Here is a 20,448-nt window from a genome sequence, read left to right on the forward strand (position 1 = left end):
AGCAAGATGACTTCATTAAAAAGGTGATTGACATCATGGAATGGATTTTACTTGTACTGCTTGGTGTTGTAGCGGCGATGTTCGGAAGTATTGTTGGTCTGGGCGGAGGCATTATTATCGTGCCTATGCTAATGCTGCTCGGCCCCGTATTAACGGGCGGAGAAATTGGACATGCAACGGCAGTTGGCATATCTTTAACGGTATTAGTTGTAACGGCGCTTGCGTCAACATTAAGCTATGCCAAACGAAAAATTGTAGATTTCCGCAGCGGCTGGTTATTTTTTATAACGAGTGGTCCAGCGGCCATGCTTGGTTCGGCAATGACAGGATTGCTCCCGGCAGGCACGTTTCAGCTCGTATTTGGTATTTTTATGCTGCTGATGGCCTCTCTTCTCATTGCTCGTGACTATATGAAACCGTTTTCTAAAGAGTGGCCGATCGTTCGGACGTTAACGGATGCTTCAGGAGTTACGCATACCTATAGCTATGGCATCCTGCCTGCACTTGGAATTGGCTTTGGAGTTGGATTGATATCGGGGTTGTTCGGTATAGGTGGGGGCTCATTATTCGTGCCGCTTATGGTTCTATTGTTTCGCTTCCCGCCGCATATGGCGACAGCCACCTCCATGTTCGTTATATTCTTATCTTCAATTCTAGGGAGCGGCATGCATGTTTATTTGGGAGAGACAGATTGGCTGCTCGTGCTTGCATTGGTACCAGGCGCTTGGATTGGCGGGAAGCTTGGTGCGGCCATCGCGGTCAAAATGAGTGGGAAAGGGTTGTTATGGCTGCTTAGAGTAACCCTTCTGCTATTAGCAGGACAATTAATTATTGAAGGCATTGGATCGATTTGATAAGGTGGAAATAATCATATGCGAAACTTGCTTTAAGCTTCATACGTAATACAGGATAAATGTTCATGAATTTACATAGAGGGAAGAGTGATGGATCATGAATGGCCAGAACAATGCTTCCGTTGTTGGCGGGAAAAGCTTTACTGCAGTCGCAATCAACTGCGCGTCCAAAGCAGGAGAATGGATTAAGACGAAGCTTGGCAATTATGCGAGCCTTGATATAAAGTATTCCTCACATGATTTGGTAACCGAAATCGACAAGGGCTCGGAGCGTTTGATCAAAAATCTTGTAATGACCCATTTTCCGCACCATTCCTTCCTCGGTGAAGAAGGGGTGGAGCCGGGGCCAGAAGCATCGGCGAAGGCGCTGGAAAACATCCGTGATGCTGAATATTTATGGATCGTTGATCCGATTGATGGGACGACTAATTTCGTACATGGCTTTCCGTTTTTCTGTGTATCCATTGCACTTGCGCATAATGGTGAAGTCATAGTAGGTGTCGTATATGATCCGATGAAGGATGAGCTGTTTGTTGCGGAGAAGGGCAAGGGAGCTTACGTCCATGGCAAACGCATGTTGGTTTCCAAGGAAGATACACTGCGTGGCAGCTTGGTTGCAACCGGTCTTCCAGCTGAGCATCATTACGCACTGCCGTTAAATATGCGCGGGATACAAGCGGTTGCTCCGCAGGTTAGAAACCTGCGTATTGCTGGATCTGCAGCGCTGCACATGGCTTATGTAGCGGCGGGCCGCTTGAGCGGCTTCTGGGAAATTGGGCTTAGCAGCTGGGATTTGGCCGCAGGCGCGCTGCTTGTGCAGGAGTCGGGCGGAATCGTAAGCGACACGCTAGGCAGACCTTACGATCTTGGCGTTCGCAATGTTGTCGCGACGAATGGTCATATTCATGAGGAGCTGACGACGGCTCTTGCCGAAGCAAATGCAAACGAATAATTGACAAAGAACAGCGTACTGCGATTATCGCAGATGCGTTGTTCTTCTTTGTATCGGAGAGGAGCGATAAAGGGATGACTGTCAAAAAAAGAATTGCCGCTATGATGATGACTACTATATGTCTAGGGCTGCTGGCTGCTTGCGGGACGAATGAAGTCAATGAACCACAGCAGACAGCGAATACAGCAACGGACAAACCGCTGCAGACGGAAACGACTGAACAAACGAATGAGCCGGAGCCGGAGCCGGAGCCGGAGCAAACAGATGCGGCGGAGGGGCCTTATACGGTGCTCGCTGAGGAGCTAAGAGCGCCATGGGTTATTGCTTTTGACGAAGAGGCCCTGTATATAAGTGAGCGCGAAGGAAATATCGTCAAGCTTGACGGTACGCAAATGACACGTCAGTCTGTACACTTGACTAAAAGCGTTCATGGCGTTGGAGAAGGAGGCTTTCTTGGCTTTCTGCTGAGTCCAGACTTCGCGCAGACTAAGCTGGCGTATGCTTATCATACCTATGAGGCTAAGGGTCAGATATGGAACCGGGTCGTTCTCATTAAGCAAGAGGGCGATGAATGGAATGAGGTTAAGGCTCTAGTTGAGGAAATACCTGGAGCAGCCAATCATGATGGCGGAAGAATGGCAATCGGGCCGGACAAGCTGCTTTATGTAACAACAGGGGATGCGCAGCAGCGGGAGCTGGCACAGAACCTTAATAGCTTAGCCGGCAAAATATTAAGAATAACGCTCGACGGAAAAATTCCTGCCGACAATCCTTTTCCGAACTCTTATGTCTATTCATACGGGCATCGCAATCCGCAAGGTTTGGTTTGGAATGAAGAAGGTATATTATACAACACGGAGCATGGTCCATCCGGAACTCCTGGCGGGCATGATGAAATTAACGTGATCGAAGCGGGCGGCAATTACGGCTGGCCAACCATCTATGGTGATGCTACTGCTGAAGGTATGATTGCGCCAATCTATCATACGGGCGAGGAAGCGATTGCACCATCCGGTGCTGCTCTCGATGCGAATAATCGCATATTGCTTGCAACCTTGAGGGGTGGAGCCCTTTACCGTTTTGACCCAGCGATTAATGAAATGACTGTCGTATTTGAAGGTGAAGGCAGGCTTCGGGACGTGAAGATAAACGATGGTCGTGTCTACGTGATTACGAATAACACGGATGGCAGAGGTAATCCATCGAAGACAGATGATCGTCTGCTCCTACTTAATGATGTGAATTAAGGAGGAACGCTGTAATGAAGAAGAGGAAGTTTCGCTCGTCCTAGGGACGTGGAAACTTCCTCTTTTTTATGTTTGATAGCCAGCGAGCTGATTATATTCGTGTCCTTTAGATGCTCTCCGCAGCAAGCTGTTCGAAAGCATGTTCAATCGCGACAATCGTCTCATCGATGTCTGCTTCCGTATGCGCTGTAGTGAAGAACCATGCCTCGTACTTGGAAGGGGCAAGATTGATACCTTGATCGAGCATGAGCTTGAAGAATCTGCCGAACAGCTCGCCATCTGTATCCTGTGCCTCATCATAATTCGTAATCTTATGGTCGCAGAAATGTGCAGAGAACGATCCGCGAATTTGATTAATCGTTAGCGGGATGCTGAACTGCTTCGCGGCGGCATGAAGTCCGGTCGCAAGCTTCGTAGCGAGTGCATTCATTCGGTCATAGATGCCGGGCTCCTGCAGCAGCTCAAGGCATGCAATGCCGGCTGATATGGATGCGGGATTGCCAGCCATTGTGCCTGCTTGGTAAGCGGGGCCGAGTGGAGCGACCTGCTCCATAATTTCGCGGCGTCCGCCGTATGCGCCGATCGGCAAGCCTCCGCCAATGATTTTGCCAAGTGCAGTCAGATCCGGCTCGATCGCCTTAGGATCAGGGAATGCTACATACGTTTGCGCTGCTCCATAATGGAAGCGGAAGGCACTGATGACCTCATCATAGATTACGAGCGCTCCCGCCTCGCGTGTAAGCTTGCATAGACCTTCCAGATAGCCTTCATGCGGCATCACCATACCGAAGTTGCCAACAATCGGTTCAACCATAACAGCGGCTGTCTCGTCGCCCCAGCGCTCCAAGGCTGCCTTTAGTGCTGGCAAGTCATTGAAGGGTACTGTAATAACCTCGCTGGCAATGCTCGAAGGTACGCCTGCGCTGTCTGGAATGCCTAGTGTGGATGGGCCGGAGCCTGCTGCTACGAGTACAAGATCGGAATGGCCGTGGTAGCAGCCTGCGAATTTAATAATTTTGGATTTTTTCGTATAGGCGCGTGCCACACGGATGGTCGTCATGACAGCCTCTGTTCCTGAGTTAACGAACCGCACCTTGTCAAGCGAAGGAATGGCTTCCTTCAGCATGCGAGCCAGTTTAATTTCCAGCTCGGTAGGCGTGCCGTACAGGATGCCGTTCTGAGCTGCGCGAACGATAGCCTCCGTAATGTGCGGATGGGCATGTCCTGTGATAATAGGGCCGTAAGCAGCTAAATAATCAATATAGCGGTTATTATCGACATCCCAGAAATAGGCGCCTTCTCCACGCTTCATAAATACGGGAGCACCTCCGCCAACTGCTTTATAGGAGCGGGAAGGGCTGTTCACACCGCCAACGATGTGCTGCAAAGCTTCTTCGTATAGTTTCTCGGAATTTGGTCGTTTTGTTGTCATGGCATTAAGCCTCCAGTAGGTATGAGTAATAGGGAAACAAAATACACGCAACTTGCTGGTGCCGTTGCGTGTACATGTCGGTTATTGCGCTGAATTCGTTGAGGCTGCAGCATCCGTTTCTGCTGGCGTTTCAGTCGGTTCAGGAATCGTGTCATCCTGCTCGAGCGTCATTTGTACATATGAACGAAGTGCATCCTCGTCGCTTATTCCAATGACAGAGGCGCCGCCAATACGGTCTTCTGCAATCAGTTCCATCGGCGGAATCTGTGTCGTGCTGGCTACGTGGCTTTTTACGCCAAGCTGGCCGAGCTTGAGCATATCAAGCACGCTCAGGTTCATGCTGACGTACGGCTGAACGCTCTCCAGAATTTTTTTCATACGAACGATGTTCCATGTTGATTGCAGCTCCTTCGATACCGCTTGAAGGAAGTTTCTTTGGCGCTCTGTTCGCGTGAAGTCGCTCATCGCATCGTGTCGGAAGCGGACGTATTGCAAGGCTTTATCTCCGTCCAGCAGCTGGTAGCCTTGCTTGAGATCAATATCATAGCGGTTGCCGTCAGCATTGTCGGTGTAGTGCATATCCTTCTCAACGTCAAAGTAAATGCCGCCGATCGTGTCTATCAGTTGTTTAAACCCTTCGAAGTCGGTATAAACATAATATTGAATTTCCAGTCCAAGAAGGTCGCCAACCGTCTTCATAGCAAGTGGATACTCGCCAAGCGCTAGCGCAGTGTTAATCCGTCCTTTGCCGTGACCCTCTATATTCACGTAAGTATCACGCAGCACCGAGAATAGATGCGCTTTTTTGGTAACGGGATCAAACGAAGCGACTAATATGGAATCTGAACGGGCGATCTGTCCTTCTTCAACCCCGCGGGCGTCACCGCCTAACAGCAAAATGTTGACGCGTTCCTTCCCTTCCCATTCCGGAATCGGAACAGGAACCGGCGTAGCCTCCGCATTCTCAGATGGTGCTTTTGTTTCCTTAGGGTCGCTAAAATCATCTAATGCACCAACGATACCTACGGTCCAGTAAACAAGAAACACGATTGCGGCACCTAATATGACGGAAATAGTGATGAACAACCATTTCCATTTCTTTTTCTTATTTTCATTTTGTTCTTTAAGTACTTCGTTAGGGACTTCATTAGGTATTTCTTGAGGAACTTCCTCAGTTACTTCTTTAGGCCCTTCGTTTGTCTCATTAGACATTTCGCTAGACGTGCTCCTTTCAGATAAAGCAGGATCAAGTTGAACCAATAAGGGTACATTTCAATATAACATACAAGAAGATGACACAGCGAATGGTCCGCCTTCAAAGAAAAGGTTAGCGGAGCTGGTTACTTCGGAATGATAAGCACCTGTGAGCTTGTGCTCTAAGTGGCTTATATTTCTGAGTGAACAATTGCTGCATGGCAAAAGGCCATGCCAGCCGTTTACGCTAAGCGTGAACTAATGTATGATTACATATCATAAAATTATAAAGCTGAACGACATGCAGAAGCAAGTTTTATCGTTTTAGGTAAATAAAGATCGGTATTTCCTAGGAAATGTCGAAGCGAGAGGGGCAGACAGATTCAAATGCTAGCTATTGATGTAAAGGATTTACGCAAGCAATTCAACGTGCAGAAAAACCGTGAAGGCTTATCCGGCGCTCTCAAAGACTTGTTCAAACGCGAGTACAATGAGGTAACGGCGGTTAAAGATATTTCGTTTCAAATTCCGCAAGGCGAAATATGCGGCTATATCGGAGAGAATGGTGCTGGCAAGTCCACAACGATTAAAATGCTCACTGGTATTCTAGTACCGACTTCCGGCGAGCTTAAGGTAAATGGCTATGTGCCGTTCAAGGATCGGGAGAAGTTCGTAAACGGCATCGGAGTTGTATTCGGTCAGCGTTCGCAGTTATGGTGGGACATCGGCGTGATTGAATCATTCCAACTGCTGCGCAAGGTGTATCGGGTATCAGAGGCGGACTTTCGCAAGCGGCTGAACGAGCTTGTCGAACGGCTGCAGCTGGGAGATTTGCTGAATCGCCCTGTTCGAAAGCTGAGCCTTGGTCAGAGGATGCGCTGCGAGCTTGTCGCTTCGCTGCTTCATAATCCATCCATTCTTTTTCTTGATGAGCCGACAATCGGCCTCGATATCGTCGTGAAGACAGAAATCCGTGACTTTCTTATGCAGATGAATAGGGAGCAGGGAACAACGATTCTGCTCACGACCCATGATTTGCAGGACATTGAGGCGTTGTGTTCGCGTGTCATCATGCTGGATGATGGCCGCATTATTTATGACGGCGGATTGGACGATCTGAAAAACCGCTGGAGCAAGGGGCGTGAGATTCAATTTCAATTTGCAGGACAGACACAGCTTGCGAAGCTGCGTCAGCTAACAGAATCGCTGGATGTGACCTGGACGATGGAAAACGAAGTCACTGCCCAAATGTGGCTGCCACATACGGTGAACGTTTCGGACGCACTCTCATGCGTGGTTGGCGGCGTCCAGATTCGCGACATCAAAATTATTGAGACGAATACGGACGATATCGTTCGCAGTATCTACTCGTCCGGTTCTGCGTCTGTCGCCAAGGAGACGGTTTAATCATGATGAGCGCTTATCTCGATTTTATTCGCATCCGCTTTATTATGATGCTTGCTTACCGCGTTAACTATTATAGCGGTATCATTATTTACGCCATTAACATTGGCGCCTATTACTTTCTATGGCAAGCCATATATGGCGATAAGGAAATTCTTGCCGGATTTACATTAATACAGATGACGACTTATGTAGCTGTGTCATGGATGGCGCGTGCTTTTTATTTCAACAACCTAGACCGTGAGATCGCGAATGAAATTAGGGATGGTAGCGTATCGGTACAGCTGATCAGGCCTTATTCCTACTTGTTCGTGAAGATGATGCAGGGCTTCGGCGAAGGTCTGTTCCGCATGCTGCTGTTCATGATACCGGGGATGATTATCGTATGCTTGATTTTTCCGGTCACGCTGCCGACAGATCCGACGACATGGCTCATCTATTTGGTCATGCTTTTTTTCAGCTTTCTCATTAACTCGCAAATTAATATTCTGACTGGTTTGTTTGCGTTCTTTGTAGAAAACAATGAAGGCATGATGCGTATGAAGCGAGTCATGGTTGACTTGTTCTCAGGCGTTGTCGTGCCGATTGCCTTCTTCCCTGGCTGGCTCTCCGCAATTATGCAGTGGCTGCCGTTCCAAGCGATTACTTATTTGCCTAGCTCCGTATTCACTGGGCGTACACCAAGCAGTGAGGTGCTGCACGTATTCGGCATTCAAGTGCTGTGGTTCATAGGCCTGCTGATACCAATTTGGCTGATATGGCGGGCTGCACGCAGACGGCTGTTCGTGCAAGGGGGATAATTGAGATGAGATATGCTTCGTTGTTTTGGGAATACATTAAAAATTACGCAAAAACACGTCTAACCTACCGCGCGGATTTTTGGGTAGAGGTGCTGTCGGACTTATTGTTCCAAGGTATGAATCTTATTTTTATTCTAATCGTGTTCCAGCATACCTCAGCGCTGGGGGGATGGTCGGAGGCGGAGGTTGTATTCGTATACGGGTTCTTCATGATTCCATACGGCGTATTCAGCACCTTCTTCAGCATCTGGAACTTCAGCGAGCGTTATATTGTCAAAGGCGAAATGGATCGTGTACTTACGCGGCCAGCACATAGCCTCTATCAGGTGCTGCTCGAAAATGTTGACCCCCCTTCTTTAATTGGCTCATTCGTCGGTGCAATCATTATGGCACTGAGCTGGGGGCAGCTTGATCTAACGTTCCAAGTGATGGATGTTCTCGTGCTGCTGCTTCTGATTCTGGGAGCAGTGCTTATCTATGCTGGCTTGTACACGGCGCTTAGTGCGATTTCTTTCTATTCGGATGCGCCGACGGGAATCGTGCCTCTTATGTACAATATTCAAAACTATGGACGCTATCCGGTCAATATTTATAACAAAATAATTCGATTCGTATTGACTTGGCTGCTGCCGTTCGCGTTTGTCGGCGTTATACCAGCTTCTTATTTTCTGGAGAAAAAGGCAGATGACCTGTCGCAGCTTGCGTTATTGACGCCTGTAATGGGCATTGTCGTGTTCTCGTTAGGGCTTTGGTTCTGGAACCACGGTGTCAAACGATATCGCGGAGCGGGCTCTTAGGTTCTCTTTATATGCGATTAGGGGAGCCGATATTTAATGATTGATGGAGGTTTAACAATGTCTGAGCTTCAAATAGGATCAATAGCGCCGGTTTTTACACTGCCAGCATCGAATGGAGAGAACGTTGCCTTAAGCGATTATCGCGGCAAAAATGTAGTCCTTTATTTCTATCCTAAGGATATGACGACCGCATGTATCCAAGAGTCATGTGACTTTCGTGATGCGAATGCAGAGATGCTTCGTCACAATACCGTTATTATGGGGATCAGCTTGGATACGGTGAAATCGCATCAGAACTTTATTGCGAAGAAGGAGCTGCCGTTTCTGCTGCTGACGGATACCGAGCATGCGGTATGCGAGTTGTATGGCGTGTGGCAATTGAAAAAGCTGTACGGCAGAGAATATATGGGACTCGTAAGATCAACCTTTCTTATTAATGCAGAAGGCAAGCTGGTGCAGGAATGGCGAAAGGTGCGAGTGAAAGGCCATGCGCTGCAGGTGCTTGAAGTGGTTCAGCAACTGGGGGCGCGTGCTAATGTGAAGTAAAACCAAAACAGCCGAGCGGGGAAGTACTCCCCGCTCGGCTGTTTTGTATAGGTACGCTATATGAATAAGCAAATTTTTCAGTTAAATGAGCGTCATTACTATTTAAAAACCCAAATATTTGAAATAGAGGAGATGATTTAAAGTGGTTCGAACGATGACCGTTCTAATCCTGGCTATACTTCTTATATTCCCTACCACAGCAGGCGCAGCGGCCCAAGCGAAATACAAATTCAATTGGATGGAGAGCGGAGACGCAACGGGGATCGCCCTTGTGAAAAACGGGGTTACTTACGTACCGTTAACACGCATGACGGGCTACTTTAAGCTTGATCTAAGTTGGGATGACAGCGGCACCAGAGCACAATTCAGCGGTTGGAAAAAGTCTTTAGCTGTTCGAGTAGGACATCTTACAGGTGTTCTTGATGGAAAACTGATCAAACTTCCGGAGGCTCCTTTTCTGTTAGATAAGGAACTCTACATCCCTGCGCAATTTATGATTAATGCACTGGGCGGGGGAAGTTTGACATGGGATGCGGCGACGAAGACGTTAAAAGCAGTTCAATTGCAAACGTTTAAAAAATATGATTTTTTCTACGAGGGTTTGAAATATACGGTGGAAGGTAAAAGTGGAATTTTGTATGTAACGGATAGAATGGGTATCCAACGTGTGCTTGCAAAGCTTGGCACTCCCATAAATGAGTATTTATATTCAGATTTTGAACGAACAGCTGGCGGTCTGCTGATTATCAATTTTTACGATTCCTATGGAGAGCCGCACTTAAACAATCAATATTTTACGGTGGTGGTGAAGGACGATAAGGTTGTTCAGCAATCTAGTGTCTATTATTGGAACCGTATTGAGAAGAACGCAACGAAGCTTGGCAGCGATTTGCTGCTGATTGACGGGAAGAGGCTTAATATCATCGAGGACGGAACAGGGAAATTGCTCGAAACGATTGATTTAGTGAAAATAGGTGGAGAAGAGGACAATTATTTTATTGAATATATGGATAAGGATGTATATCTGCTTCGCGCAAACAAGAGAGGTATTCTGAAATTGGTCGATAGGAAAAGCGATAAGGTGTCTATTCTTTATAAGGAGCTACTGGATACGAAGCAACAAGAATATGCAGAGCAAAACGATTCCCCATACACAGGTGATTTCCTCAAGTTTATTAAAAGAGAAGGGAACATACTGTATTTCAAAAATGATTTTCCATATGACAAGGACAATAAGACGTATCGCATAAGTCTGGCTGAGTAAGATGGAGCGGGACAGACTTCGGCATCTCTATCGAATGATCAGTAAGATGAATAAGGAAATCATATAAACGTGAGCCAGTCATCGCTAGCTACAGCTGTGGCTGGTTTTTTGTATGAGAAATTATGCGAAGCTTACAAGGGTGACTGTAAGCGCAAATATGCGCTTACAGTAGTCGAGTAAGTAGAATTAGTGTGCTGTAAACGCAAATATGCGCTTATGGAGTCGGATTGTGGTTGGAATGGGTTCGAAAGGGAGCTGTAAGAGCAAATGTGTTCTTACAGCAGCCAAGTAACCAACATTAGTGCACTGCGAACATATATGTGTTCTTTCTAGTAATGATTAATGAATGACAAAGAGCAGTCATTTACTAGAGAGAATGCTCATATACTCTATCAAATGGAACGAGAGTTCATATTCGTTGGTAGAGAAGGGTGGCAGCGGAATGCGTCGTATATGTCGATTTGCAATTTGCATGGTAATCGTATGGTTTGGCTTGCTGGAGCTTATAGGGATGCTCAGTCTAGGCAGTAACGCTGCGAACCAGCAAGAGCAGGTGCAAGCAAGTCATTCAATGAGCAGCTCTTATTATGAAACAAAGCCGCTGCTGGCAACCCATGCAGCCTATGATACGAAGTCGCAGCAGCAACTTGATCAAAAAAAGTCTGCAGCCTTCGCTTCGCATCAAGAGGCTTCCCGCACGATTGAAAAGGCAGAAACGAATCAGAAAATCGTCTATTTGACCTTCGATGACGGCCCTAGCAAATATACGCCGCTTGTGCTTGATATACTGCAAAAGGAAGGTATTGCTGCGACTTTTTTTGTACTCGGCAAGCAGGTACTCAATCAACCTGCGATAGCTAAGCGAATCATAGACGAGGGCCATTCAATCGGCAATCATACCTTTAATCATAAATATGAGCAGCTATACGGGAGCTTCTCTGAATTCGCAGAGCAGGTCATGAAGACCGATGAAGCTATCTATCAGACGACTGGAGTTAGAACTAATCTGCTCAGGGCGCCAGGCGGTACGTTCACGAACTTCGATCAAGGCTACTTTGATGCGCTGGCGCAAGCGGGCTACCATGTGCATGATTGGAATGTAGACAGCGGGGATTCCAAGAAGCAGGGCGTGCCGGCTTCGGAAATCGTAGCGACGATCAAAAGCTCGAAGCTGGCAAACAAGCTGAACGTGCTGCTGCATGACAGTGCGGGGCATGCGGAGTCAGTGAAGGCTTTGCCGGCGATTATCCAATACTACAAAAGCAAGGGTTATGTATTTGCTCCCATTACAGACGAGGTGGACCCCATTCAATTCAAGGTGGCGAGCAAGCTGAAATGGAGCAGGCCACAGGTCACGAAGACGGAGAAGACGAAGCTGGCATCTTTCTCGGAGCAGCGTGGCAGAGAAGGCTCTATGCAGCCAGAAGAGGCAATTGAACAGGAAATGATCTTACATAGGGGAACGGAAAGTCTAGTGCTGCGACGCGGTGAATACAGCTTGACTGGCGGTTTCATTGAAGTATCGCTGAGCAAGCTGACGAGTTGGCTAGGTGGAAGTATAGAGTTTGATACAGAGCATGGCGAGCTAAAGGCTTTTTATGATGGAAATCAAGTAGTGACATATGCCAGTAAGGGAGCGAAAGCTGCCGGAACAGAGCTGGATCATCTTGTACCCGTGAGGGCAACGCTTCAAAAATTTGGGATTGGAATTGCAAAGTATGTGTATAACGATAAGCAGCGCGAAATATGGCTGGCGGATTAACGTGATCTCCTTCTAGCAGGTCTAAAGATAGAGAAAGCTGGGGACACTGAAAAATAGATAGATTTATTTTTCAGGAGGCGAATAATAATATGATTTCTCCCCAATTTTCTGACGAAGCGAAAGAAGAGCGATACAGCCATTGGCCGGAAGCACCGCAGGTTCTGCTGCATCGATTGCTAGTAAAGGTAGAGAGCGTGCTGCTAGGTAAGCAGCAGGTTATTCGGAATACACTAACCGCCCTGCTTGCTGGAGGCCATGTATTGCTGGAGGATGTGCCGGGCGTAGGCAAGACACTGTTAGCGCAAGCTTTTGCCAGGGCAGTGGGCGGCGATTTCAAAAGAATTCAGTTTACATCGGATATGCTTCCTGCTGATATCGTTGGCGGCGTAGTGCTCGATGCCCGCACGAGTGAGCTTGTGTACCGTCCCGGTCCCATCATGGGAAATGTCGTTCTGGCCGATGAGATTAATCGGACATCGCCGCGTACGCAGTCTGCACTGCTTGAGGCTATGGAGGAGCGAAGGGTAAGCGTAGAAGGGAAAACGCGGAAGCTGCCTGTTCCGTTCATGTTAATCGCAACTCAGAATCCGCTCAGCTTCGAAGGAACGAATACGCTGCCGGAAGCGCAGTTAGATCGTTTCATGATGAGACTGACGATAGGTTATCCTGGTTCAGCTGAGGAGAAGCGGATGCTGGAGCAATATGCAGACGGCAATCGGATTGAGCCAGATCGTCTTCGCCCAGTCATCGCGACAGAGGAATGGCTGCAAATGCAGGCTGAAGCGAGGCAGACTCATATGCATCCGGCATTGCTGGAGTATATGGTCCAAGTAGCTGATGCGACTCGGCGGGCACCGGAGGTTGTGCTGGGCTTGAGCCCGCGTGCGCTGCGAGATTGGCTTCGTGCTGCTCAAGCGAATGCCTATATGGAGGGGCGGGGGTTTGCGGTGCCGGATGATCTACTGACAACGGCAGAAGCAGTACTTCCTCACCGATTATCGCTGCGTTACGGCGCTGCCACTATGGGAGAAGACGCGGTATCCGTTATTAAGCGTACGATTCGCGATTGTCCGCTGCCAGCCGCTGTAGGAAGCGGGAAACGCCGATGAATGCACCAAATCAGGATCAGGAATGGATGAATTCGGATACGGCAATAGATGCTTCTAGCAGTATCGATTCCCAATCGGACAATACGGGGAAGCAGACAGCACAAGAAATTCAAGCGTTAAAAGCGCAGAAGCAGAGGCATACAGACAAGATACGCTTCTCCCAGGATAGCCTTGTGCCAGCTTATCGAACGAGATGGTTAGCCTGGAGTCTAATCACAGTAGGCTGGGTGGGAAGCGTAATTGCGGCATTGTTAAGGGGAGGTGCAGTGGAATGGTTTATGGCTGCGGTACTAAGTATGGTTGCAATAATAAGCGGACTTGCGCCGCTTCTCGCTGCAGTCGGGCTTAGCGCAACAAGGATTGCGGCGAAGGAACAGATTCGGGAGGGCGAAGAGTTAGAAATTCTGTTTACGTTAAAGCGATCTTTCGTAGTTCCGCTTGTCTGGGTCGCGATCCATGAACAAATGCGGAACGAGAGCTCCTTAACGAATTGGAAACTCGGTATTCGAGCGGTACTTACTTCTATGTTTCATAAGGAAATGAGCTATCGTTATTCACTTCATAAGCTGCGACGCGGCAAGCATGCTTTTGAATATGTAGAAGTGACGGTAGGCGATTGGCTTGGTTTAACGGCCATCCGCAAACAGCTTGTTTGCAGGTCATCCTTTCTTGTGCTTCCCGGTCTTCCGCATGGGGTGGGTACGAATAGTTTGGACCATCTAGAGGGAACGGGATTATATGCTGTGCCTGCCAAAATGATGGGCGAGGCCCAGGATCACCGGGGCGAAGCGGGACTGGAGGAAATTGAAGCAGCGGTACACGCTGCGGGATTAGGGCCAGACAGTCGTCCGTTCCGACAAGGGGACTCGCTGCGTCATTTGGACTGGCGGAGTGCAGCCAGAGGACGAGGGCTTCAGACCAAAACACACGCAATGGAGCAAAATGTTCAGATTTGCATTGCAGTCGATACGCTGGCATCCGGATATGACGATGACGATCTGCTATTTGACGCCTGTGTGGGCTGGGCAGCTTTGGCTGTCTCCAAGGCTGTTTTGCTGGGCAATGGGGTAACGCTTCTGCTAGGCCAAGGTGATCACGCCATGCCAAGTATGCACACCGGAGGGTCAAGGACGGATCTGACGGTTATGCAGCAAGCGATGGCTATGCTGCGTGCTGAAGGGAAGGGCTCGCTTGCCCGCAGCCTACATCAAGGCACTACTATGCTTGTCCGCGGCAGTACCATTCTCGTGTTCACCGCAGATTGGCGGGGCGGGAGAAACTGGGGCGAGCTAGCAGGTTTTGCGGCTGAGAAAGGCTGCAAGCTGGAGTTGTTTATCGTCACAAGAAACAACGTTCCGACCTTTGCGATGCGTGAGCAGCACAAATGGCTGGATAGCGGCGGCGTCAAATTGACGTGGCTGCCTGTCCTTGCTGGCATGGCTGCTGAGCCATATGCGGAGGAGGGAGGTCATATTCATGAACCTGCATAAGGGCGACGTGCCTGTACGGAAGGACAAGCTGCTCTCCAGCAGCAGGAAAGAAAGGATTGTTGAGCCGCCAGAGGAATCCTTGGGCTTTCGATTAGTTACGAGCTTGCTGTTATTCGGGCTTCTTGCTGAATGGCTGCTGCCATGGGTAAAAGCAGGTGAATGGTCGACCATTTATAATCCCGGCCCTTTGCTGCTCATTATTGGCTTCGTCATGTTGACCAGTTTATTTCGACTGCCGCTGGCGATTACACTCGCGATGAATATGCTGCTATGTCTTTTGAGCTTGATGTGGCTTTATAAAGGAGCGGATCAGAGTGATTTGCAATGGCTGCTTGGCTTTCCAGCAATGCTTAAGGAGCATATTATGCAGCTCATGCAGAATGGCTTCTGGGCTATGTCAGGTGAGTTGCGAACGTTACTGTTGTTTGTAGGCTGGGCGATGCTTGCGCCAGCTTTGCAAGCTCTTCTTTGGATGCGTCAGACAGCGCTTGGCCTTGCTGCGGTAACCATGATCTATTTGATTACGCTGCATGTATGGCTCGGCTTCGATATTATGGGGGGGCTGATGCGCGCCGTTGCGGAGGGGCTTCTGCTTGGAGCTGTCGTCGCAGTGCCGCGTGTTAAACGAATGATCGACATAGGCACAAGTAAGCTGAAGGGGCTAGATATGCGCTGGCTGTCCGGTTCTGTATTTGTTGTATTAATGATAGTTGGTAGCAGTTTGCTATTTGCGGGAGGGAAAGAGTCTGCGATAGCTCCGCCTAGCTGGACGTCCTCACTCAATGAGCGTATTGAGCAAACGATTCGTTCTTTGGGCAACCAGCAAGGTGCAGTTACAGCGCTTGGGCAGGAGGGAATTGGCCAGCTAGGGAAATCTTTTACAGGATATGGCTTTGATGATAGCGTGCTAGGGGCTCCTATTAATAAGGATGAGCATGTCCTATTCACGGGAAGCTCACCGGTCAAAGCATATTGGCGTGGGGAATCAAAAAACATATATGACGGACGCGGCTGGCTTGATACAGCAGGAAGTCGCGTGCTGCAGCCTATTCAGAAATCGTCTTCATCGGCTGCAAACGATGAAGTGGCTGGCAGCATGCTCGGTATTCATGGTCCTGCCATTCGTCAAATGGTTGTCTGGGCTGAACCAGAGGCAGGGATGCCGCTGTTCACTTCGGGATTACAAGGACATGCAACTGAGATCGTCGCAGCCGATCCGCGCCGCAGGCTTGGAAGCTATGTGTTTAACGCAGCTAACAGTTCATTGTATGCCCAGTCAGACAAGACTAAGGTAGAACGTTTTACGGTAGAAAGTGTGCTGCCTGTAACAGATGAGTCCGAGCTGCGAGCGCTTGCTGCGGATTCAAGCGTAGTTTCCGGAGCAGAGGGAAAAGCTTCTAATGGGCTGTCAACCGAAGCAGCAGCGGAGGGAGCTGCAGAGCTGGAGCCTTATTTGCAACTGCCATCGTCGCTTCCCAGCCGAGTTGTTGCCTTGGCTGCTGAAGTAGCGGGAGGCGGTGTGACGAGCCGTTATGACCAAGTAAAGGCCATCGAGGATTTTTTGAAAGGGAGCTATACTTATTCGCTTGACGGTAGTTCGCTGCCTCCAGAGGGCAGTGACTTCGTCGATCACTTTCTGTTCGAGCAGCGCCAGGGTTATTGCGTACATTTTTCTACAGCGATGGTCATACTGCTTCGCACGCAAGGGATACCAGCTAGATGGGTCAAGGGCTTTACTTCGGGAACGGAGGTTCAGAATGTTGCAACTGGGGAGAGCGAGTCGGAGAGTAGTGGCATCGGGGAAGAGACAAGAGGTGTTGGTGACCTTGAGCGTGCGAGTACGAATAGTGCAATAAACGTAAGGGAGAAGCAGGCGGTGGGTTCGGGAAGTGACGCGCAAGCAGTCAATGGAATGGGTGCGGGCTCGAATAGTGAGCTTGTTGACTATGAAGTGAGGGGTTCTGATGCGCATGCTTGGGTGGAGGTTTATTTCCCAGGCGCAGGCTGGGTGCCCTTTGACCCGACGCCAGGCTTCGGCGGCGTCTTGAATGTGGTGTCCGCCGGTTCTGCGGGCGGAATGCTGTCTGCTCCCGCGATGTCAGCGGCGGGGGCGGCATCTGCGAGCGGCGGCTTAGGCAGCGACGCCTTCGGGTTTGGCGAGGTGAGCCTGGCGGAGCTCGCCGCCTGGGCTTGGGCGGCGGCAGCGCTCGGGGGGGATGCCGCCATGCATGCGGCGCAGAGCGCCGCTGAACGCGCAGCGGCGGCTTCGCCAGCCGCTGCTGCAGCCGCAGGCGCGGGCGCGCTTGCGCTCGCGGCCGCGGCCATTGCTGCGGCACAGCGCCAGCGGCTTCGCCTATCGCTGGCGCTGCGCCGCTATGGCGCGGCATACGCCGGCGTCGCGAAGCTCGCCGGCCGTGCCGCGCCCTATCCGTCACATGAACCTGTGACGGGCAGGGCTGCCGCGGCGGCGGAGCTTGCGCCGCGGAACGGCAGAGCGCCGCACGATGCCGATGGGCTCGTGCGCGCAAGCTTTATAAGCGTCGCCGATCTATTGGCGCCGCTGCTGCGACGTCGTTTCGGCGTATACGCGCCGAGCCTGACGGCGCGGGAATACGCGCTCGCTGCTGCTCCGCTGCTCGCCGCAGAGCAACAGGATGCACTCCGACAGCTGACAAGCTGGATGGAGGAGGCGCATTTTGCAGCTCCGGGACCTTGGAGCGGCGCACCGACTCCATCGGCACTTCGTACCGTTCTACGTGTGCTGGACAAGCAGCCCATTACCAAGTCAAAGCAGCCTTCGGGCATGGATGCACCTAATAAAATCACATAAGGTGTATTTGAGAACGTTCACTGCTTGGCCCATTGGAACATACGCTTACGGACAAAATGGAAGCTTAAACGATGAAGAACAGCTGGTTTCTCTTTTAACGGTCATCACAGCTCTTAAGAAGTAGATTTATCGATAAAATCAAGAGATGAAGAGACGTAAGCATCTTTTTTGTCCGTTAGCTATCACACTTTTCATTTTGTCATGTCTAAGCTGCTCCTATGACCGTTACGTGCTGTGTCCAAGGGAATACGCGCGGCATCTTGGCGGTAATTGAAGTCACGGGCTATCTCGTTTTCAAATTCAACCGATACAGCTGCAAAATGCTCCAGCTAAAGTTAGTTCTGATTGTGCACACTGTTAGTAACCAAAGCTCGAGTACATTTATATCTCATAGCCTTGCGAGTCTATATCTAGCTGCCAGATCTGCCTTCGTGGACGGTCTGTATGCCGTAGAGCTGGCCCCATTTGGGGCCTATTAGACATTTTACAGAGGTACTCGTCCTCACAGTAACAAGGTGCACTACATTAATTAGAGATAATTTCCAATTTGTTAACGCCGATAGATGTATCATCATCAAAATAATCCGATATTTCTAGCTGTATTTTTGCTGCAATGGCGCACAATAATCTTATCTTCGGAAATGTCATGGTGTTTCGCCTTGACTCGCTTAAACTGCCTTATATATAATTACTACATAATTTGAGGGAGGCTCGGTAATGACTAAGCAAAATGAAATCATCGTTGTTCTCGATTTTGGGGGCCAATACAATCAACTGATTGCACGCCGTATTCGTGATTTGGGCGTATACAGCGAACTGCTGCCATACAATACATCAGTAGAACGGATCCGTGAATTGCAGCCTAAGGGTATTGTATTCTCGGGAGGACCGGCTAGCGTTTATGAAGAAAATTCACCAATGGTGGACCCTGCGATTTATGATTTGAACATTCCTATATTCGGAATTTGTTACGGCATGCAGCTTATGTCGCATCAGCTTGAAGGCAAGGTTGAGCGTGCAGGCAAGCGTGAGTACGGTAAAGCTGAGGTTGAATTTATTGAAGGATCTCAAATCGGTTTTGGTCTAGATAAGGTTCAAACCGTATGGATGAGCCATGGCGACCATGTTGTTGATTTGCCTGCAGGCTTTGAAGTGGATGCAAGCACGGAGCATGCGCCAGTTGCTGCAATGAGCAACAAGGAGCGTCAATTCTACGCGGTTCAATTCCACCCAGAGGTTCGTCACTCTGAGTTCGGTAATGAGATGATCCGCAACTTCTTATATAATATTTGTGATTGTGATGGCAATTGGACGATGGAATCGTTTATTGAGGATGCCATTCGCGATATCAGAAATGAAGTTGGCGACAAAAAGGTGCTATGCGCGCTTTCCGGCGGCGTAGACTCATCTGTTGTAGCTATTCTTCTTCACAAAGCAATCGGTGATCAACTGACTTGTATGTTTATCGACCACGGTATGCTGCGCAAAGGCGAAGCAGAAGGCGTTATGGAAACTTTCGTCGGTAAATTCGATATGAAGGTTCTGAAGATTGATGCACAGGAGCGTTTCCTTGGCAAGCTTAAAGGTGTAGAGGATCCTGAGCAAAAACGTAAAATTATCGGCAACGAATTTATTTATGTGTTCCAAGAAGAGTCGGACAAGCTGGACGACTTTGAATTTTTGGCACAAGGCACGTTGTACACGGATATCGTAGAGAGTGGTACGGCTACTGCTCAAACGATCAAGTCGCATCACAATGTCGGCGGCTTGCCTGAAGACATTAAGTTTAAACTCATTGAGCCGCTTAAAGCTTTGTTCAAGGACGAAGTGCGTAAAGTCGGTGAAGAATGCGGTCTTCCAGAAGCCATCGTATGGCGTCAGCCTTTCCCAGGTCCGGGTCTTGCGATCCGTGTGCTTGGCGAAGTAACAGAGGATAAGCTGCTTATCGTACGTGAATCCGATGCGATTCTGCGCGACGAGATTGCCAAAGCAGGTCTTGATCGTGAAATTTGGCAGTACTTTACGGCATTGCCGAACATGAAGAGCGTTGGCGTAATGGGTGATGCTCGTACGTATTCCTACACAGTAGGTATTCGCGCGGTTACTTCCATCGACGGCATGACAGCGGACTGGGCACGTATCCCTTGGGATGTTCTCGAGAAAATCTCCGTACGTATCGTTAATGAGGTCGACAACGTTAACCGTATCGTTTATGACGTGACTTCGAAACCGCCTGCTACGATTGAGTGGGAATAAATAGCAACGATAGAGTGAAAAAAATACTCCCTTCTGTTTGCGTTGTTTTAGCAAACAGAAGGGAGTATTTTTTATAGGCAACGCTACACTAACCCCTATTAAAATCACAATTAAGGAAAAGACTAGTTGTAGATGTGCGTGTGGTAGCTGACTATTTGAACTACCTATCATATTACCTGTTTAACTGTGTAATTATTGGAAGGAAAGGGAGTGATGAACAATTGTATAGTTGATCGTTTTTGAAGGTGTTATCAATTTAATGGAGTAGGATGTGCTGTGTCCTAATGGGATTCATAGATACAGGAATAAAACTATTTGTGATTATACTATTTATTTCACTATTCTTTAATTTGGTACAGTTCTTGTTCCAAAAATATCTAAGTAACTTTTTTCAAAGTTCTTTTAAAATAACAATAAAAATAATTAGTTCACTTAAAGAAGTTTTTCGGAAAGTGAGCTGACCCCAGCACTATAGAAATCGAAGATAGTGGTTAATAAATCGTATGATCAT

Annotated in this window: 15 protein-coding genes; 13 read left to right on the top strand and 2 right to left on the bottom strand. The window is 48.8% G+C overall.

The features are described from left to right. Positions 1 to 35 precede the first annotated feature (35 nt). The 3 genes from FGT79_RS26410 (at position 36) to FGT79_RS26420 (ending at position 3,053) form a co-directional block, all read left to right on the top strand. Complete coding sequence (locus FGT79_RS26410) at positions 36 to 854, top strand: sulfite exporter TauE/SafE family protein (RefSeq protein ID WP_138755836.1); 819 nt, start codon at positions 36 to 38, stop codon at positions 852 to 854. Between the two features lie 97 nt (positions 855 to 951). Continuing rightward, a complete protein-coding gene (locus FGT79_RS26415) occupies positions 952 to 1,806 on the top strand; it encodes an inositol monophosphatase family protein (protein ID WP_138755837.1) in 855 nt (284 codons plus the stop codon). Positions 1,807 to 1,880: 74 nt separating this feature from the next. Next, positions 1,881 to 3,053, top strand: a complete 1,173-nt coding sequence (locus FGT79_RS26420) for a PQQ-dependent sugar dehydrogenase (protein WP_246096643.1) — start codon at positions 1,881 to 1,883, stop codon at positions 3,051 to 3,053. A gap of 106 nt (positions 3,054 to 3,159) precedes the next feature. Here FGT79_RS26420 and FGT79_RS26425 read toward each other — a convergent pair whose 3' ends face one another. Beyond that, positions 3,160 to 4,485, bottom strand: a complete 1,326-nt coding sequence (locus tag FGT79_RS26425; protein WP_138755838.1) for a glutamate-1-semialdehyde 2,1-aminomutase — start codon at positions 4,483 to 4,485, stop codon at positions 3,160 to 3,162. A gap of 81 nt (positions 4,486 to 4,566) precedes the next feature. Then, positions 4,567 to 5,697 carry an LCP family protein gene (locus FGT79_RS26430; RefSeq protein WP_138755839.1) on the bottom strand — a complete coding sequence of 377 codons (1,131 nt, stop codon included), beginning with the start codon at positions 5,695 to 5,697 and terminating at the stop codon, positions 4,567 to 4,569. A gap of 369 nt (positions 5,698 to 6,066) precedes the next feature. Between FGT79_RS26430 and FGT79_RS26435 the strand changes: the two genes are divergently transcribed. The 10 genes from FGT79_RS26435 (at position 6,067) to guaA (ending at position 19,937) form a co-directional block, all read left to right on the top strand. Further along, positions 6,067 to 7,086: an ABC transporter ATP-binding protein gene (locus FGT79_RS26435; protein WP_138755840.1), complete on the top strand. Its 1,020-nt coding sequence runs from the start codon at positions 6,067 to 6,069 to the stop codon at positions 7,084 to 7,086. A gap of 2 nt (positions 7,087 to 7,088) precedes the next feature. Continuing rightward, positions 7,089 to 7,883 carry an ABC transporter permease gene (locus tag FGT79_RS26440; protein WP_138755841.1) on the top strand — a complete coding sequence of 265 codons (795 nt, stop codon included), beginning with the start codon at positions 7,089 to 7,091 and terminating at the stop codon, positions 7,881 to 7,883. A gap of 5 nt (positions 7,884 to 7,888) precedes the next feature. After that, on the top strand, positions 7,889 to 8,680 hold the full coding sequence (locus FGT79_RS26445; RefSeq protein WP_138755842.1) for an ABC transporter permease: 792 nt from the start codon (positions 7,889 to 7,891) through the stop codon (positions 8,678 to 8,680). A gap of 57 nt (positions 8,681 to 8,737) precedes the next feature. Next, a complete protein-coding gene (gene bcp / locus FGT79_RS26450; RefSeq protein WP_138755843.1) occupies positions 8,738 to 9,226 on the top strand; it encodes a thioredoxin-dependent thiol peroxidase in 489 nt (162 codons plus the stop codon). Between the two features lie 154 nt (positions 9,227 to 9,380). After that, a complete protein-coding gene (locus tag FGT79_RS26455; RefSeq protein ID WP_138755844.1) occupies positions 9,381 to 10,490 on the top strand; it encodes a copper amine oxidase N-terminal domain-containing protein in 1,110 nt (369 codons plus the stop codon). A gap of 442 nt (positions 10,491 to 10,932) precedes the next feature. Then, positions 10,933 to 12,252: a polysaccharide deacetylase family protein gene (locus FGT79_RS26460; protein ID WP_171056461.1), complete on the top strand. Its 1,320-nt coding sequence runs from the start codon at positions 10,933 to 10,935 to the stop codon at positions 12,250 to 12,252. A gap of 89 nt (positions 12,253 to 12,341) precedes the next feature. Further along, complete coding sequence (locus FGT79_RS26465; protein ID WP_138755846.1) at positions 12,342 to 13,361, top strand: AAA family ATPase; 1,020 nt, start codon at positions 12,342 to 12,344, stop codon at positions 13,359 to 13,361. Next, positions 13,358 to 14,851: a DUF58 domain-containing protein gene (locus tag FGT79_RS26470; protein ID WP_138755847.1), complete on the top strand. Its 1,494-nt coding sequence runs from the start codon at positions 13,358 to 13,360 to the stop codon at positions 14,849 to 14,851. The genes FGT79_RS26465 and FGT79_RS26470 overlap by 4 nt, the downstream gene beginning before the upstream one ends. Further along, positions 14,838 to 17,681 (top strand): transglutaminase-like domain-containing protein, encoded by a 2,844-nt coding sequence (locus FGT79_RS31380; RefSeq protein WP_171056462.1) that lies wholly within the window; start codon positions 14,838 to 14,840, stop codon positions 17,679 to 17,681. Before FGT79_RS26470 ends, FGT79_RS31380 begins: the two co-directional genes overlap by 14 nt. A 717-nt stretch (positions 17,682 to 18,398) precedes the next feature. Continuing rightward, a complete protein-coding gene (gene guaA / locus FGT79_RS26480) occupies positions 18,399 to 19,937 on the top strand; it encodes a glutamine-hydrolyzing GMP synthase (RefSeq protein WP_138755848.1) in 1,539 nt (512 codons plus the stop codon). Positions 19,938 to 20,448: the final 511 nt, after the last annotated feature.

It is taken from the genome of Paenibacillus sinopodophylli, from assembly GCF_005930355.1.
GTDB classification, from domain to species: domain Bacteria; phylum Bacillota; class Bacilli; order Paenibacillales; family Paenibacillaceae; genus Pristimantibacillus; species Pristimantibacillus sinopodophylli.

What these genes read in the sequence shown, in the direction of transcription:
- FGT79_RS26455 (WP_138755844.1), top strand. Translation starts at nt 9,381, where the DNA reads ATGACCGTTCTAATCCTGGCTATACTTCTTATATTCCCTACCACAGCA.
- FGT79_RS26410 (WP_138755836.1), top strand. Translation starts at nt 36, where the DNA reads ATGGAATGGATTTTACTTGTACTGCTTGGTGTTGTAGCGGCGATGTTC.
- FGT79_RS26440 (WP_138755841.1), top strand. Translation starts at nt 7,089, where the DNA reads ATGATGAGCGCTTATCTCGATTTTATTCGCATCCGCTTTATTATGATG.
- FGT79_RS26415 (WP_138755837.1), top strand. Translation starts at nt 952, where the DNA reads ATGAATGGCCAGAACAATGCTTCCGTTGTTGGCGGGAAAAGCTTTACT.
- FGT79_RS26465 (WP_138755846.1), top strand. Translation starts at nt 12,342, where the DNA reads ATGATTTCTCCCCAATTTTCTGACGAAGCGAAAGAAGAGCGATACAGC.
- guaA (WP_138755848.1), top strand. Translation starts at nt 18,399, where the DNA reads ATGACTAAGCAAAATGAAATCATCGTTGTTCTCGATTTTGGGGGCCAA.
- bcp (WP_138755843.1), top strand. Translation starts at nt 8,738, where the DNA reads ATGTCTGAGCTTCAAATAGGATCAATAGCGCCGGTTTTTACACTGCCA.
- FGT79_RS26470 (WP_138755847.1), top strand. Translation starts at nt 13,358, where the DNA reads ATGAATGCACCAAATCAGGATCAGGAATGGATGAATTCGGATACGGCA.
- FGT79_RS26425 (WP_138755838.1), bottom strand. Translation starts at nt 4,485, where the DNA reads ATGACAACAAAACGACCAAATTCCGAGAAACTATACGAAGAAGCTTTG.
- FGT79_RS31380 (WP_171056462.1), top strand. Translation starts at nt 14,838, where the DNA reads ATGAACCTGCATAAGGGCGACGTGCCTGTACGGAAGGACAAGCTGCTC.
- FGT79_RS26430 (WP_138755839.1), bottom strand. Translation starts at nt 5,697, where the DNA reads ATGTCTAATGAGACAAACGAAGGGCCTAAAGAAGTAACTGAGGAAGTT.
- FGT79_RS26445 (WP_138755842.1), top strand. Translation starts at nt 7,889, where the DNA reads ATGAGATATGCTTCGTTGTTTTGGGAATACATTAAAAATTACGCAAAA.
- FGT79_RS26435 (WP_138755840.1), top strand. Translation starts at nt 6,067, where the DNA reads ATGCTAGCTATTGATGTAAAGGATTTACGCAAGCAATTCAACGTGCAG.
- FGT79_RS26420 (WP_246096643.1), top strand. Translation starts at nt 1,881, where the DNA reads ATGACTGTCAAAAAAAGAATTGCCGCTATGATGATGACTACTATATGT.
- FGT79_RS26460 (WP_171056461.1), top strand. Translation starts at nt 10,933, where the DNA reads ATGCGTCGTATATGTCGATTTGCAATTTGCATGGTAATCGTATGGTTT.